This is a genomic window from Wolbachia endosymbiont (group A) of Opomyza germinationis (assembly GCF_964264765.1).
Classification (GTDB): Bacteria; Pseudomonadota; Alphaproteobacteria; order Rickettsiales; family Anaplasmataceae; genus Wolbachia; species Wolbachia pipientis.
Genome location: NZ_OZ183482.1, coordinates 685,175 through 701,030 on the forward strand (window position 1 = coordinate 685,175; position 15,856 = coordinate 701,030).

Below are 15,856 nucleotides of genomic sequence, written 5' to 3' on the forward strand. Positions count from 1 at the left end.
GTCATCCCGCTACTTGTTAGCGGCCGAGATACCGCGAATGAATCGCGGTATGACGGTTCGCGGTGGCATGACGATAAAGTTTATACCTCGTCATCCCGCTGCTTGTTAGCGGGATCTCTTGTTAGCGGCTGAGATACCGCGAATGAATCGCGGTATGACGGTTCGCGGTGGCATGACGATAAAGTTTATACCTCGTCATCCCGCTGCTTGTTAGCGGGATCTCTTGTTAGCGGCTGAGATACCGCGAATGAATCGCGGTATGACGGTTCGCGGTGGTATGACGGTTCGTGGCAGCATGAAGATAATCCCGCTACTTGTTAGCGGCTGAGATACTGCGGCGGTATGACGTAGATTGCTGTCATTCCGCTACTAGTTAGCGCCGCAGCGGTATGGTGTAGGAAAATTAGCTATATAGCTAACTTGTACCACGCGTTAAAGCTTTTAAACAGGTCTTGGTTTACTTACTCCATTATTTTCTTTATTATCAGATATCATTTTAAATAATATGGAGGAGCAAATTGTCAGCAATTGCCATTATTGATTTTGGTTCACAGTTTACACAGCTTATCGCAAGACAAGTAAGAGGAATGGGTGTTTATTGTGAGATATTTCCAAGCAACATCAGTTTTGAAACAATATCAAAATTCAATGGGTTTATTCTCTCTGGAGGACCACAATCTGTAAATGATGATTGTTCTGAAACAAGTAGAGTAGTACATGAAATTATAAAACTTAATGAGGCAACAAGCGTTCCTATACTTGGAATATGCTATGGACAGCAACTCATTTGTCATTATTTTGGAGCAAAAGTAAAAGAGAGTTTCAAACAGGAGTTTGGTAGAACTAAAATCAAGATACTAAAAGAATCCCCCATTGTAAAGGATACCTGGGATGTTAATTCTGAAGTGGATGTATTAATGAACCATGCGGACAGTGTTGATACTATACCACAGGGATTTACTGTTATCGCATCAGGTGTGATAAATCAAACAATTGCAATGATTGTCAACGAACAGCGGAAGATTTACTGTACTCAGTTCCATCCTGAGGTTAAGCCCACAACAAATGGCAGTAAATTGCTCTCTAACTTCTTGGATATTGCAAATTGCAAAAGAGACTGGACAATGAAGTCGTTTATTGAGGAGCAAAAGGAAAAAATCAAAAATGTAGTAGGAGAGAAAAAAGTAATCGCTGCAGTAAGTGGTGGGGTTGATTCAAGCGTTGCAGCGGCTCTCACACATAAAGCTATAGGAAAACAATTGAACTGTATTTTTATCGATACTGGGTTGTTACGCAAGAACCAAACCATCGCTATGTTGAAAGAGATTCCGATAAATTACGTTGATAAATCAAATTTATTTTTGAGTAGGTTGAAGGGAATAACTGATCCAGAAGAAAAGCGAAAAATTATCGGTAACACTTTTATTGAAGTGTTTGAAGAAGAAGCAAAAAAAATAGGTGATGTGGATTTTTTGATGCAAGGTACCATCTACTCTGATGTAGTTGAGTCAGGGCATGCCTCAGACAACACTAGTACAATTAAGTCTCACCATAATGTTGGTGGGTTGCCAGAAAAGATGAATCTGAAGTTAGTGGAGCCTTTACGTTACCTCTTTAAAGATGAGGTAAGGCTACTTGGAAAAGAAATTGGGCTTTCAGACGAGATAATATTTCAACATCCATTTCCTGGACCCGGACTTGCAGTGAGGATTATAAGTGAAGTCGATAAAGAAAAGGTGCAAATATTGCAAGAAGTAGATGAAATATATATTAATACGATGAAAAATTACGATCTATATGATAAGATATGGCAAGCTTTTGCTGTATTATTACCAATAAAAACTGTAGGCGTTATGGGAGATGGTCGTACGTATGGATATGTTTGTGCTTTAAGGGCTGTAACATCATCTGATGGTATGACAGCCGATGCATTTCCATTTGAAGATAAGGATCAACACTTGCTAGTATTTTGGGATTTTTTACGCAATGTCGGCAGTATAATTGTTAATAATGTTCCCGGAGTAAATAGAGTTGTTTATGATATCACTTCTAAACCACCCGCAACTATTGAGTGGGAGTAAATCAAAAAGATCCCGCTGCTTGTTAGCTGGATCTAGAGATACCGCGAATGAATCGCGGTATGACGGTTAATTTTCTTTATTTTGCTTATAATTTCCACAAGCAGTGCAAACATAAATGAAGAATACAAATATCCTTTTGGTAATTCTATATGAAATCCATGAAGTATGAGGTACACACCGACAAGTAAAACAAATAAAATGGCGATTATTTTTAACCCTGGGTTAGATTTGATTAACTGGGCGGTATAACTTGATAAAAACAGCATTGCTAGCATGGAAAATGTAAATGCTGTAGCAATTATTACCATGTTATAAGTTAGTGCTATAGCAGTTAATATCGAATCAACCGAAAAAACTAAATCTATTAATATAATTTGTAGCACAACTAAAAAAAATTTTGATTTAACGTTTGCTTTCTTTTTATTTTTCTTACATACAAAGATGTCATCCCGTAACTCCATAGAGCTCTTAACAATAAGGAATAATCCCCCTGCGATCATAAGTAAATCCCTTGCTGATGCAGTGTGAAATATAGGTTTTTGCATTGATAATATAGATGATGTAAAAAATAGTATTACAAAACGCATTAATAGTGCTAATCCAAGGCCCATAAGGCGCACTCTTTCTCTCAGCGCATTTGGTACCTTATCTATTGCTAGAGAAATAAAGATTAAATTGTCTACACTAAGTATAGTTTCAAGTAGTGTAAGTGTCAGTAAAGTCCAAGCATCAGTTAGCATTTTTGTTTCAAATTCGGTTCTTCTTACTCTACAATAGATGTGTAAAAATTAAGTGACTTCACTCAGAAGTTTTATAGCAGTTCTCCAGAAAAACAGGATATATAAAGTTCAGCAGCTTCTTCTATTTTCGTTTTTGAGCAAAATCAATAATAAGAGAGTTTCTTATTTTCATGCACGCAAATAAGATAAAGCCTTATTTTCATTTTTGACTTTATTTGAAAATAATATATACTATAAAAATAGTGTGCTAGGTTGAATGAATGTATATTAAAGGATCACCATCAGGCAAAGTATTCGCTGGTTATCAGGCATTTATACCAAGCCCCTTGCCACCAAAATTTGAATGGGACAATGATTTAGTGAATAGTCTTTAAACCCTTACTTTACTATAAGGAAAGTGGTTGAAAACTTAGGTGTCGTATTTACAACAGCCCAAAGAGCAATCGTAAAGCTTGAAGATTTAGGCATCGTTTCACAAACTTCTCAAGGAAAGAGAGATCGGGTTTATTGTGCAACTGATATTTTGAATATTCTAGAAGAACCAACTAAGATTACAGAGAACTTCGATAGCACATTGTAGCTATTGTGATGAATAAATTCAGCAAACAGCAAGCTTAAAGAGTCTGATCCAATGGACATGCTGAACAAAAAGTAAGGAGCTCCTTTTGGAGGATTATATTAACTTATTAATTAATTGCTTGACTTTTAGCAGGATTTATTATATTATTTATTAATGAGTAATACAATCAAACCAAGGAGGATAGCATGATAAATAATTTGGATTCAATAATTCTTGGAATAAAAGATGGTGAAAAGGCGATTGAAGATTTAAGGGTTGTTCTTAAAAAAAGAAAAGAAGAAGTTATTACTACACAGACATTTAATTACGCTTTACAATGCCCACAAACTACAAAGGAAGCGATAGTACACGAAATTCTGCTTCATTTTATACAAAATCCTGGCGAGCAATCACTAGAACAAGTAATACAATACTTAGATGGAGCAATACAATCTAGGATATATGCAAAAAACAACCCAATAAGAAATCTAGATGAAGAATTTCGTACTCATATAAACTTTAAAGATGAAGAGGGAAATACATTACTACATCATGCAGTTATAGGTAATAAAACTGAAGAAATAACCACCCTGCTTGTTACATATAGTGCAAATCCTTTGATACAAAACGCGGATAATAAAGTTCCTTCAGATTTAGCTCAAGGAAAAACAAAAGAAGTGCTTATTAAAAGTATGAAAAAACAAGCTAATACGAAAAAAGAAAGCGCTATGGTAGGCAGTTTGGTGCCTGGCGTAATAATTGGTGGTTTTCTTGGTGTTGTACTTGGAGCTGGTGTGTGTGTTGCAGTAAGTCTTTCTGGTGGTATGATACTAGGTGTAATGATAGCATCTTCTCTTGTTGCTAGTATAGCTATTGGACTGGCCATGTATTTTTTGAGTCAAGACTATGAACAGGCTAAAGCGATAGAAAAAACTATTAGCACTGTTAGCTCTGAAATATCTGTTGATGATACAACTGTCGCAAATGGTAAAAAGGGGCCACAACTTACATAGAAAAAGCTATAGTATTTTTCAAACTAAATAATAAACCTTGTAATTAGGATATTCTGGATTCCAGCGTCACGCGCTGGAATGACAACTGTGTTTTTGTTTTTTTATCATCAAATACTCCTACTCTTTATGTCATCCAAGTGTCCTGACTACTTGGATCCAAGAAATTTAATTGTTTTAAATTTTCCCCTCTATACACCTATTTAAAATTTATGTTATTCACATGTGCAATATAATCTATAATAACGTTTATCAATACAATATATTAAAAAATATTATGAGCTTCGTAAAAGAAAAAAACACCCCTGTGATGGAGCAGTATTTGAACCTGAAAGCTCAATACAAAGATCATCTGCTATTTTATAGGCTAGGAGATTTTTATGAATTGTTTTTCGATGATGCTATTAAAGCTGCGAAATTGCTGAATATAGTGCTCACTAAGAGAGGTAATTCGTGTGGGCAAGAAATACCAATGTGTGGAGTGCCAGCACACAGTAGTGAATCTTACCTGCACAAGCTAATAGATTTAGGATTCAAAGTAGCAATCTGTGATCAATTAGAAACTGCTGATGAAGCAAAAAAGAGGGGCTATAAATCCATAGTAAAACGTGATGTAGTGCGAGTTGTAACTCCAGGTACAATTATAGAAGATTCACTACTGGAGGATAAAAGCAATAATTATCTCGCATCCATAGTTGAACAAAATGACGAATATGCTATTAGTTGGCTTGAATTATCGACGGGAAAATTTTTTCACACTTTAACGAGTTTGAAAGCTCTAGATAGTGATTTATTGCGTATATCACCAAGAGAATTATTAATTTCTGAAAAATTCACTGAGGATGAAAAAATTAGATCGATTTTAAAAAATTATAAAATATCAATTACGCAACACGCACAGAGCTTTTTTGAGTATAGTAAATCTCACAGAACATTATGCGAGTTTTATAAAATCAGGGAACTTGGGAGTATAGGAAATTTCAGCAAAGTAGAAATCATGGCGTGTGGTGCACTGCTTGAATATGTCAGAGTAACACAAAGGGGCTCTATTCCAAGGCTTGAATTCCCAAAAACCTATAAGCAACAAAATTTCATGCTTATTGATGCTTCAGCAAGGAGAAATCTTGAGTTGTTTTCAACTCAATTTGGTGAAAAGAAAGGTTCACTAATTTCAGTTATTGATCATACAGTTACAGCTTCTGGTGGACGCCTGCTCAAACAAATGCTCGCTTCACCCCTTGCTTGCTCCAAGGCAATCAATTTGAGGCTCAGCACCGCTCAATTTTTTGTAAATAATCATGATTCACGCAGAAAAATACGAGAGATATTATCTAACATTCCGGATATTGAAAGGTCTTTATCGCGCTTAATACTAGGGCGTGGTTCACCAAAGGATATGAACCTATTGAAAATAGGCCTAGGAAAGACTTTAGAATTGTCTGAGTTCTTATGTAAAATTGAATCAGGTGAAAATGGATCTCTCCCACAACAATATGTCATCCAAACTGAGATCCAGCCAGCGTCACGCGCTGGAATAACAGTAAAATCAGACGAGAGTGAACTAAGCACAATACATAAAAGCCTTGGCAATCATAAAGACCTATTTGAACTGTTAAATAGTGCTATACTCGATAATAACCTCAGTTCCGTGAAAGAAGGAGGATTTATTCACTCAAAATACAACTCAGAATTATCTGAGTTATCTTATATATTGAACAACAGTAACAAGTTGGTAACTAAGCTCCGTGAATCTTATCGCGATCTTACTGGCATTGCCGCACTCAAAATATTACACAACAACATACTTGGTTATTACGTTGAAGTGTCGGCAAATCACAAAATAACTTCGGATATATTTATTCATAGGCAAAGCTTAGCAAATAGCATGCGCTACACTACTAATGAATTGAAAGAACTAGAAAATAAAATTCTTACGGCACGTGATGCTGCAATCGGCTTAGAAATGAAAATTTTTAGTGAACTGTGTAGTGAAGTCGCTAAAGAATCTGAAAAAATTGCTCTTGCTGCAAATGCTTTGGCAAAACTTGATATTAGAACCGCATTTGCAGAGCTTGCAGTGCAAAATAATTACGTAAAACCCATTATTGATGACAGCAAAGAGTTCAATATCTGTAGCGGAAGACATCCAGTGGTTGAAGTTAACGATAAATTCATTGCAAATAGCATCAATTTAGCTGGTATACATCTAATTACTGGTCCTAATATGGCTGGAAAAAGCACTTTCTTGAGGCAAAACGCTCTCATTGCAATTTTAGCTCACATGGGGTCATTTGTGCCAGCAGAGAGTGCACATATTGGAGTGATTGACAAGATATTCAGCAGGGTTGGCGCAACGGATAATATAACAGCTGGTTATTCTACCTTCATGGTAGAGATGATCGAAACAGCAACGATAGTAAATCAGGCAACGGACCGTTCCTTGGTGATACTTGATGAAATTGGTAGGGGCACAGGGGTGTATGATGGATTATCTATTGCACAGGCGGTGATTGAACATATTCACAATGTAAATAAGTGCCGCGCCATTTTTGCAACTCATTATCATGAATTAACTAAAGTAAGCAAATACTTGAAGAACGTGAAATGTTTTTGTGTAAAAATAAGAGAGTGGAACGGAGAGGTTATTTTTCTACATGAAGTAATTGAAGGCATTGCAGATGAGTCATATGGAATACATGTAGCAAAACTTGCTGGTTTTCCTGATTCTGTTTTAAATAGAGCAAGTGAAGTGTTTGAGGAGCTGAAGGCTTGAATCATTATTATAAGTGAAGAATTACCTATACAATCGTGGTAGTAGCTATAGAAACGAAAAACTTACTTGACACCCTTCGCCAGCTCCCTTATCATGATAGTGAAGCTATTGTATTTGCTTTCGCCAATCTGCAGATTAAAAGGTAAGGATTACTTAATGTATCGGCGTCTTATGTTCAATTTTTTGCAGTATATAGATACTGTATGTCTTTACAAAACTTCATCTACATCTAGATTTTTATCTAAATAAGCTGAACGTGCTTATAAAGCGTTACAAGACATCAAAAAATGCCAATACTCGACAGAGATAGTAAAAGACTAGCTAACTCGGGGATTCTTTGTCTTTTTTTCTGCTTAGTAAATTTCTTAAACATTTGCAGCGTAAGTTAGTTGCAATTAAAAGCAGCTTAATCTTGCTTGTCAAGCGTTTAAAACATAAAAAACGCCAATATTTTAAAGCGGATAATAACCCCAGGGCTTCTTTTGCCTTTTTTTTTATTTGGTAAATTTCTTAATATTTATAGCTAAACGACAATCGTCATCCCGCTACTTGTTAGCGGGATCTAGAGATACCGCGGCGGTATGACGTAGGACTGCTGTCATCCCAGTGCTCCTTTTTTTGTCATCCCAGTCTGGGATCTATTTTGCATGTAACTCCAATTGTGTTTTGGCATAAAACGCGACGCGTATTAGACTTATTTGCAAGCAAAGCTTGCTAGATCCAAGTAGTCAGGGCACTGGGATGACAGGAGAAGGAAGCACTGGGATTGGGATGGAAAAGGCTATTTGTGTGATGCCAATGAGTGATAGAAAGTTCTGCAAGAAGTCATTAATTGCAAAAATTTAATATAAATTATAAAATAAATCCACTGAATAAAAAATATATGCTAATTAGTACAACATCAGAACTGGAGAATACATGTGAAGAGTTAATAGCAAAAAAGCCGAAATTTATAGCAGTTGACACGGAGTTCATTAGAAATAATTTAATCTACTACCCAAAATTATCGTTAATTCAAATTTCTTACGGAGAGAAGAGTTTTATTGTAGACGCATTAGTGCCAGAAATTGATTTATCATTCATTAAGAAAATAATGCTAAATCAGGGGATAACCAAAGTGTTTCATAGCTGCCGGCAGGATATAGAATCCTTACTCACTGTGTTTAAATGTATTCCCACTCCCATTTTTGATACCCAAGTTGCTGCTATGTTTTGTCATTATTATCATGACTTTATTGGTTACTCAAAAGTAGTGGAGCAATATCAAGGAATAGCACTGGATAAAATTAAAGCTAAAAATTCAGATTGGTTAAGGCGTCCGTTGTCCGAAGATCAGTTAGATTATGCAGTAAACGACGTGGTACACCTATATGACCTATACCAAATATTGTGCAATAAACTTGAAGAAAATAATAGGATGGGTTGGTTTCAAGAAGAGATGGAATCAATAGTTGATATAAATAAGTATTTACATAGCCCAAAAGATGCATGGAAGAGGATTAAATTTAATTATGAAGTAAATCCAAGATTGATACTAACTGTTAAAGCAGTTAGTGAGTGGCAAGAAACCTTAGCACAGCGCTATAATATGAACCGTAATAAAATAATCAATAATGCTGTAATAGCTGATTTTATTGAAAAAAATGTAGAGCATGTTGATGAGATTTTAGATGATCTCAAGAGGAATACAAAAAATATAAAAGATGCGGATTTACTAGAGTTTGTGAATATTTTTAATGAAAATGAGAGAAATTGGATGCAGCAAAACAACACCTTATCGAGTAATTATGACAAATCTGTACTTGATATACTCTCAATTATTTTAGATAGTAAATGTAAAGAAAGTAACATATCAAGGAAATTAGTTTCTTCAAAAGATGAGTTAACCGGGTCAATATCTGGACAGACAGATAAATTATTCAAGGGATGGAGATATGATTTTTTTGGCAGGTCAGTTGAATCATTTTTGAACACAAGCTCAAAATTTGAGATTTCAGCAGTGAAATCCGCAAATAATATAACCAAAATTCAGAGTAATTTAGTGGAGAATAACTGTTGCTAAAGTAACTTAGATTTATCGACAATCGTCATCCCGCTACGTGTTAGTGGCTAAGAGATACCGCGGCGGTATGACGGTTAAGTAGGGTGTTATCCAAGTAGCCCTGACTACTTGGATCCAGGAAAATTGATTGTGCACTATACAACATAAAAGCTAGATTCCAGACTGGAATAACACCACCTACAAATTGCAATGTTCGTATAGTTATGTGCTTGACACTGAGATCTAGAAAATCTAGTTAATATATATAGAGAAACCTTAGCTATAGTTTCAAAAGAAGTCGAATGTATTTTGTTATATGATTATAAGTCTAACAGGCGGAATTGGGGTAGGAAAGAGCTTTGTAGCTAATTGCTTTCAAGAGTTTGGTGCTGTTGTATTTGATGCTGATTCTGTTGTACACCAACTTTATAAAGTGGATAAAAGCATAATAAGTTATGCAGAGAAAAATTTTCCTGGAGTGGTAGTAAATGGTGAAATAGATAGAACAGTACTGTCTAAATATTTCTTAGCCTACGATGAAAATTGGAAACAATTTCAATCTTTGGTTCACTCTGCTGTGCTGCGTGAATTAGAATTTTTTATTGCCAAGGAAAAAAAGATCGATAGAAAACTTTTAGTTTTAGATGTGCCACTTCTATTAGAAACAAAATTTTATTTATATTGCGACCTTATTGTTTTTGTTCATGCAGATAGCGTTGTGCAAGCTCAAAGACTTAACGAACGCAACATAGATAAAGAAAAGCTTAATCTAATCTCCGATGTTCAGTTATCTATTGAGGAGAAAAGGAAGATGAGTGACTTTATTATCGATACCAGTGTAAGCAAAGAGTATGTTTTTTCTCAAGTAAAAGATATAGTGGATTCATTAAACCTAAACACGTAGCTCTACGTCATACCGCCGCGGTATCTCTAGATCCCGCTAACAAGCAGCGGGATGACGGTTGTCAGGATCCCAGCAGCCTCCCTCCCCTGTCATCCAAGTAGCCCCCTATGGTGTCATCCAAGTAGCCCAGACTACTTGGATCCAGGAAAATTGATTGTGCACTATAGCAACATTTTTGATCAAAAACTGGATTCCAGTGTCAAGCACTGGAATGACACCCTTCCGATGGGAACTGCTCTCAAACTACAACAGCATGAGTAGCTACAGAAGCTTTAATGATACAAGAAAAAATAAACAGCTATCATTTTTTTAGTAATTAAGTAAAATAGAGTGAAAGATTGCGAGGAAGTTTTGAAAAATAAGATAAAAAAGATAGTAATTTCAGGAAAGGAAGTGTGGCCAATCATCGAAGGTGGTAAAGGCATTGCAGTTAGTGATGGGAGATCAAGCGGAGCATTTGCTGCAGCAGATGCTGTGGGTACATTTTCTGGTGCAAATGCTAAGCTTATTGATGATAATGGCGAGTTAGTGCCACTAATTTATAAAGGCAAAACAAGAAATGAAAAGCATAGTGAATTGATTGAGTATAGTATTGAAGCTGGAATTAGTCAGGCAAGAATAGCAAATGAAATATCAAAAGGTCATGGAAGAATACACATGAATGTACTTTGGGAGATGGGAGCAGCAGAACGCGTACTTCATGGCATATTAGAAGGAGCGAAAGGTTTGATTCATGGTATTACCTGCGGTGCTGGTATGCCTTATAGGCTTGGAGAAATTGCAGCTAAATATCAGGTTTATTATTACCCTATTATCTCATCGGTGCGTGCTTTTAAAGCATTATGGAAGCGTGCTTACCAAAGAATATCTTCCTATTTGCTTGGTGGAGTAGTGTATGAAGATCCATGGCTTGCTGGAGGGCACAATGGACTGAGTAACAGTGAAGACCCAGAGCTACCACAGGCTCCATTTGAAAGAGTTGCAGAGCTTAGATCTTTCATGAACGAGATCGGTCTTTCAGAAACACCAATTGTTATGGCAGGAGGAGTGTGGCATTTGAAAGATTGGGAACATTGGTTTGACAATCTGCAAATTGGACCAATAGCTTTTCAGTTTGGCACTCGTCCACTTTTGACGAAAGAAAGCCCAATTTCTGCAGAGTGGAAAAAGAAGCTACTCACTTTAGAAGAAGGTGATGTATTTTTAAATAAATTCAGTCCAACAGGGTTTTACTCATCTGCGGTGAGGAATAATTTTATACGTGAGTTACAGGAACGAAAATTACATCAAGTAAATTTTTCAGAAAATGCCAGCGAAGAATCCAATAGTGAATTTGCAATGGGTAGCAGAGGTAGGAAGATCTACCTTACTGCAAAAGACAAAGAACTGGCAAATACATGGACTAAAGCAGGGTACACAGAAGCAATGAAAACCCCAGATTCAACTGTTATTTTTGTGACGCCAGATAAATTTAAACAAATAAGAGAAGATCAAATCAATTGTATGGGATGTTTGAGCCATTGTTTGTTTAGCAATTGGAAAGATCATGGTGACCATTCAACAGGACGAAAGCCAGATCCGCGTAGTTTTTGCATACAAAAAACACTGCAAAACGTTATACACGATGGTGATATTGAGAACGAACTCATGTTTTCCGGGCACAATGTGTACAAATTTAAGCAAGATCCATTTTATGAGAATGGCTACGTACCGGCAGTAAAAGAACTGGTGGAAAGGATATTGACTGGGTATTGAGTCAGTGACCTTACCCAGAAAAAGTGGAGAGAAAGTGTGGAATGTTTTTTACAAAAAGAATGATGCATCAAATTGTTCTGGAATGCAATAGTTAATAGTGACGTTGTTTGTTATAAAAAATTTCTATGTATTCAAATATTGCAGTTCTAGTTTGTTGAGCAGAGTGTTGTGAAGTATCAATAAGTATTTCTCTTTTCAATGAGCTAAAGAAGCTTTCTGCAACAGAATTGTCGTAACAACAGCCTTTATTACTCATCTATATTCTTTACAGCTAAGAGATATTGATACCCTTGCGCAGTATATTGTGAACCTTGGTCACTGTGCAGCAGTAGATTTTTAACAGGTTTACGCCTATTAATGGCCATTAATAAAGAGTTCATAACCAATTGTTTATTTATTGCACTACTCATTAACTACCATACGTGAGAATTATTGCTGCCAAATATAGCCATCCCTCCTTGGTTTTGATGTAAGTAATCCCATACTTTATTTGGTTGATCAACAATAAAGTTTTGATCTAGTATATTGGGAGCTACAGCTCTATTATCTGTTTGTTGTTTTTTAATTTTAAACTTTCTTCTCAGTATAGCCCTGATGTCATTTTTCTGCATAATACTTTGCACCGTTTTCAAATTGCAACTTTTACCCAAAGCCTTCAATTCAGCATGAATTTTAGGAGCTCCATATCTACATTTAGAAACTTGATATATTTTTTGAATAGCTGCGAGTAGCTCTTTATTTGCTGATTCTCTACTGCTTATTTTTCTTGTGGTCCACTTATAGTAGCCACTAGCAGAAAATCCTACATAATTCCTGTACTTTATAGCAGTTACTATGCTCTTTTATAAAAAAATATTTTACTCTTTTTGACTGGCCAGGGCTTTTTTTTAAATGTCTCTTTCCCTTGTTACTCTTGCTTTGTAAATCAAACCTCTCTTTGTCATAAGGTGCTACATCTGGAAATGCATTTGCCGCCGACTTTTTTTCGTTGTGTTTCTTTATCCATTTTCCTAATAAACCACCCTTTATTCCTAAATCTCTTGCTATTTTTGTAATTGTTTGACCTGCCTTTCTTTGTTCATTTGCCAGTTTAACAGCTTCCAATTTGAATTCTGCCGTATATTCTCTTACCATTTCTAATCCTCCAAAATTTTATTTTACCCAAAAAAACTCTTTTCTTTCTCTCCACTTTTTCTGGGTAAGGTCAGTCTTTAGGCACCCAAACAAAGGGAAATGCTGGATAAAAAGAAAATACTTTAAAAAGTATAATAACGATAACTGGCGTTTTATGACAAGTAACAAGATACATTTTATTATACACAGCGATCATGTTATTAAACGACATATCAAAGTGCAAAAAACCAGATCTCCATATGATGGTGATTGGGTTTATTGGGGTAAACGTCTGAGAAAAATACCAGATAAGCCATTAAGAGTAATAAAACTATTGAAGTTACAACAAAGTAAATGTGATAATTGTAGACTATGGTTTAAAAGTGATGATACAATAGAAATACATCACAAAGACCGGAATAGACGAAACAACATGATCAAAAACTTATCTTTGTTACATGGACATTGTCACGATGAATTACACAGGAGGTGTGCATGAAAAGCTCCAAATTGGAGAGAAGCCGTATGAGGCGCAAAGTCTCACGTACGGTTTTGAAGTCGAGTGAGGAGGGGCGACCTTCTTCACTTAGACAACAATATGCAGATGAAACTACGGAAGAAGACTTAAGGAAAATAGCAGAAAAAGCACCAATAATAAAGTTAGCCTACGATGAATTAGACAGGTTTAGCTGGAATGAAAAAGATTTAGTAGCATATGAAGAAAGAATAATGGATCTGCGGAAAGAAGAAGGCATCCTCGCTAAAAAACTTGATGAGGGAAAGATTGAAGGAAAGATTGAAGTAGCAAAAAACCTACTTAAGGCTGACATCTCTATTGATATTATCTCTCAGACAACCGGCCTTCCTCAAGCTGAGATTAAACGACTTCAGGAAGAAATCACCTAAAAGGCTAATGATCAACGAAAAAATTGTAAGAGAGAACTTAAAAAAAGTCATAGAGCAAAAAAGCGGTAAAGATGTGATCGCTCTTGGCATAATATCCTCAATTATTATTAAAGGTCAAGATGTTGGTTTTGTGCTTGAAGTTGCCGGTAACACGCAAGCAAATGAAGAATTAAGAAGAAATTGTGAGCAAGCTGTTAAAGCTATACCGGGGGTGACAAAAGTGACCGTGGTTGCTACTTGTCAAAAACAAACTGGGCAACAAAAAGCTAAATTACATATCGAAGGAGTGAAAAATATAATCGTTGTGGCCTCTGGTAAAGGCGGTGTGGGCAAGTCCACAGTTGCGCTAAATCTTGCTCTCTCATTAGCAAAGTTAAAACACAAAGTTGCGCTGGTTGATGCAGATATATATGGTCCTTCAATTCCTAAAATGCTTGGCGCTGAAAAATTAAAGCCAGAAATACAGGATAGTAAAGCAATGCCTATAGAAAAGTATGGACTGCATACTATTTCAATTGGCTATTTTATCGATAAAGATCGTGCAGCAATATGGCGCGGACCTATGATTACAAAAGCACTTTATAATCTGCTAATGGGAACAAAATGGTCCGATATAGAGTATTTGATAGTTGATACACCACCTGGAACTGGCGATGTGCATTTAAGTCTTATGGAAAATTTTAACTTAACTGGGGCGATAATAGTTTCAACTCCACAGGAGCTCTCTTTAATCGATGCTCGCAAAATTTATGATATGTTTACAAAGCTCAGCGTACCGGTTATTGGCATTGTAGAAAATATGAGTTATTTCATTCAAAGCGGCTCAAAAATATACATATTTGGAAAAGACGGTGCAAAAAAAATGTCTGAGGAGCTGGGCATCAAACTTCTAGGCAGAGTTCCTCTAGATCCACAAATATGCCATGCTTCTGATTGCGGAAATCCTTTAATGTTAAGTGAGGATTTGGCAAAAATTTATAAAGATATTGCTTTGGAAACAGTAAAACATTGCATAGCTGTAAAATTCTAAAAAAAACACAGCTTTACGCAAAGAGACTTTAAGAATTCGTCTGTCCTCTTTACTATAAAATAGATATTCGTCTATCAAATATTATCTTCAACTTGAATATATTTAAAGATGTTTTGTGTATCATCTAAAAAGTTATTCTTTATATTAGTTAATTCCGATTGTTTTTGGGATAGATTATCCTTTATTGTTCTATCAAAACAATCAAGATCTCTGCACTTTAATTGAGAATCCATGTCTCCATTTTCATACAAACCTCGTATAATGTCATAATATGCTCGAGTTTCATCAGTTTCTGGTTGTTGCTTTTCTCTGAATATTGCCTTTAATTTCGAATCTATGTCTAATTCTCTTTTTATAGCTTCAACAGCATTTTCATGATACTTTTCATAATCTTCAAAACTCTTTAATATTTTGTCTTTTGCTTTATCTTGTAGCATTTTTAGCAAATCTTTAGCATGAGATTTTTCAATTTTTTGCTTCCAGTCATCATACGTATATTCTGAGTTACCATGTTTTGTATCTTGACACTCGCCTCCTACATTAAATATTTCTTCGTTGCAGATTTTATCACCCTGGTAAAAGTGATCGCTTATATTGATTTTATCATTAGTTAAAGTTTGTTTGATTGCTGCTTTGTTTTCTCCAAGTTCTTCTCTGTACTTACTAATGCAATTTAACATTTTTGCTTTGCAATCTGTAGTCATAAACTAATACCTTTAATAAAATAAGATCTATCTTAGCATGAAGTAATTAACATTTTATTACAGAAGTTTACTTTTAGGTGTTCTCAAGATGATATAGCTAAAGTGGCTTAGGTTTACCGACAATTTGAAAAACCGTCATTCCGCTACTAGTTAGCGGAATCTATACCGCGCACAACTGTACGAACGTTGTAGTTTGGGCCACCAGTGGGCAGTGCCCAGACACTGGGATCCAGGAATTTT

The 15,856-nt window shown here is 35.7% G+C and carries 18 protein-coding genes; 12 read left to right on the forward strand and 6 right to left on the reverse strand.

The genetic code is table 11. From position 1 onward, the window contains the following. The first annotated feature begins 518 nt into the window (after window positions 1–518). Complete coding sequence (gene guaA, locus ACFEL3_RS03320; protein WP_010962427.1) at window positions 519–2,081, forward strand: glutamine-hydrolyzing GMP synthase; 1,563 nt, start codon at window positions 519–521, stop codon at window positions 2,079–2,081. A gap of 32 nt (window positions 2,082–2,113) precedes the next feature. On the opposite strand, the gene ACFEL3_RS03325 is transcribed toward guaA, so the two are convergent. Continuing rightward, window positions 2,114–2,821, reverse strand: a complete 708-nt coding sequence (locus ACFEL3_RS03325; RefSeq protein WP_010082284.1) for a TerC family protein — start codon at window positions 2,819–2,821, stop codon at window positions 2,114–2,116. Between the two features lie 397 nt (window positions 2,822–3,218). Here ACFEL3_RS03325 and ACFEL3_RS03330 point away from each other — a divergent pair, with 397 nt between their 5' ends. The 8 genes from ACFEL3_RS03330 (at window position 3,219) to ACFEL3_RS03365 (ending at window position 11,863) form a co-directional block, all read left to right on the forward strand. Next, a complete protein-coding gene (locus ACFEL3_RS03330) occupies window positions 3,219–3,401 on the forward strand; it encodes a hypothetical protein (protein ID WP_006279522.1) in 183 nt (60 codons plus the stop codon). A gap of 185 nt (window positions 3,402–3,586) precedes the next feature. After that, complete coding sequence (locus ACFEL3_RS03335; RefSeq protein ID WP_010962425.1) at window positions 3,587–4,393, forward strand: ankyrin repeat domain-containing protein; 807 nt, start codon at window positions 3,587–3,589, stop codon at window positions 4,391–4,393. Window positions 4,394–4,667: 274 nt separating this feature from the next. Next, window positions 4,668–7,163: a DNA mismatch repair protein MutS gene (gene mutS, locus ACFEL3_RS03340; RefSeq protein ID WP_095742633.1), complete on the forward strand. Its 2,496-nt coding sequence runs from the start codon at window positions 4,668–4,670 to the stop codon at window positions 7,161–7,163. 711 nt (window positions 7,164–7,874) lie between these two features. Then, complete coding sequence (locus ACFEL3_RS03345; protein WP_010962423.1) at window positions 7,875–8,009, forward strand: hypothetical protein; 135 nt, start codon at window positions 7,875–7,877, stop codon at window positions 8,007–8,009. 37 nt (window positions 8,010–8,046) lie between these two features. Then, complete coding sequence (locus ACFEL3_RS03350) at window positions 8,047–9,225, forward strand: ribonuclease D (protein WP_010962422.1); 1,179 nt, start codon at window positions 8,047–8,049, stop codon at window positions 9,223–9,225. 295 nt (window positions 9,226–9,520) lie between these two features. Next, the gene (gene coaE / locus ACFEL3_RS03355) at window positions 9,521–10,108 is read left to right on the forward strand and encodes a dephospho-CoA kinase (protein ID WP_006280338.1); all 588 of its coding nucleotides are present in this window, start codon (window positions 9,521–9,523) and stop codon (window positions 10,106–10,108) included. Between the two features lie 51 nt (window positions 10,109–10,159). Beyond that, a complete protein-coding gene (locus ACFEL3_RS03360) occupies window positions 10,160–10,369 on the forward strand; it encodes a hypothetical protein (RefSeq protein ID WP_167480072.1) in 210 nt (69 codons plus the stop codon). A 90-nt stretch (window positions 10,370–10,459) separates the two neighbouring features. Then, window positions 10,460–11,863 carry an NAD(P)H-dependent flavin oxidoreductase gene (locus ACFEL3_RS03365; protein WP_138265073.1) on the forward strand — a complete coding sequence of 468 codons (1,404 nt, stop codon included), beginning with the start codon at window positions 10,460–10,462 and terminating at the stop codon, window positions 11,861–11,863. Window positions 11,864–11,954: 91 nt separating this feature from the next. Here ACFEL3_RS03365 and ACFEL3_RS03370 read toward each other — a convergent pair whose 3' ends face one another. From ACFEL3_RS03370 to ACFEL3_RS03385, 4 genes are read right to left on the reverse strand one after another with little or no spacing between them, the layout of a single operon-like run. After that, window positions 11,955–12,119 (reverse strand): IS3 family transposase, encoded by a 165-nt coding sequence (locus ACFEL3_RS03370; RefSeq protein ID WP_010082072.1) that lies wholly within the window; start codon window positions 12,117–12,119, stop codon window positions 11,955–11,957. Continuing rightward, window positions 12,112–12,243 carry a transposase family protein gene (locus ACFEL3_RS03375; protein ID WP_167347065.1) on the reverse strand — a complete coding sequence of 44 codons (132 nt, stop codon included), beginning with the start codon at window positions 12,241–12,243 and terminating at the stop codon, window positions 12,112–12,114. Before ACFEL3_RS03375 ends, ACFEL3_RS03370 begins: the two co-directional genes overlap by 8 nt. A gap of 33 nt (window positions 12,244–12,276) precedes the next feature. After that, a complete protein-coding gene (locus ACFEL3_RS03380; RefSeq protein ID WP_156518115.1) occupies window positions 12,277–12,699 on the reverse strand; it encodes an IS3 family transposase in 423 nt (140 codons plus the stop codon). Next, the gene (locus ACFEL3_RS03385) at window positions 12,653–12,997 is read right to left on the reverse strand and encodes a transposase (RefSeq protein WP_265039609.1); all 345 of its coding nucleotides are present in this window, start codon (window positions 12,995–12,997) and stop codon (window positions 12,653–12,655) included. The genes ACFEL3_RS03380 and ACFEL3_RS03385 overlap by 47 nt, the downstream gene beginning before the upstream one ends. A gap of 154 nt (window positions 12,998–13,151) precedes the next feature. On the opposite strand from ACFEL3_RS03385, the gene ACFEL3_RS03390 reads away from it, so the two are divergent. Genes ACFEL3_RS03390 through ACFEL3_RS03400 form a run of 3 tightly spaced genes read left to right on the forward strand, consistent with a single transcriptional unit; the run spans window position 13,152 to window position 14,912 of the window. Beyond that, entirely contained in the window at window positions 13,152–13,475 is a 324-nt protein-coding gene (locus ACFEL3_RS03390) for an HNH endonuclease (protein ID WP_022626216.1), read from the forward strand. Then, window positions 13,472–13,882, forward strand: coding sequence for a hypothetical protein (locus tag ACFEL3_RS03395; protein WP_010082232.1), 411 nt, complete (start codon window positions 13,472–13,474; stop codon window positions 13,880–13,882). The genes ACFEL3_RS03390 and ACFEL3_RS03395 overlap by 4 nt, the downstream gene beginning before the upstream one ends. Window positions 13,883–13,889: 7 nt before the next feature. Next, on the forward strand, window positions 13,890–14,912 hold the full coding sequence (locus ACFEL3_RS03400; RefSeq protein ID WP_010082231.1) for an Mrp/NBP35 family ATP-binding protein: 1,023 nt from the start codon (window positions 13,890–13,892) through the stop codon (window positions 14,910–14,912). 74 nt (window positions 14,913–14,986) lie between these two features. Here the strand turns inward: ACFEL3_RS03400 and ACFEL3_RS03405 are convergent, their stop codons facing one another. Further along, window positions 14,987–15,616 (reverse strand): hypothetical protein, encoded by a 630-nt coding sequence (locus ACFEL3_RS03405; RefSeq protein WP_010082230.1) that lies wholly within the window; start codon window positions 15,614–15,616, stop codon window positions 14,987–14,989. Between the last annotated feature and the right edge of the window lie 240 nt (window positions 15,617–15,856).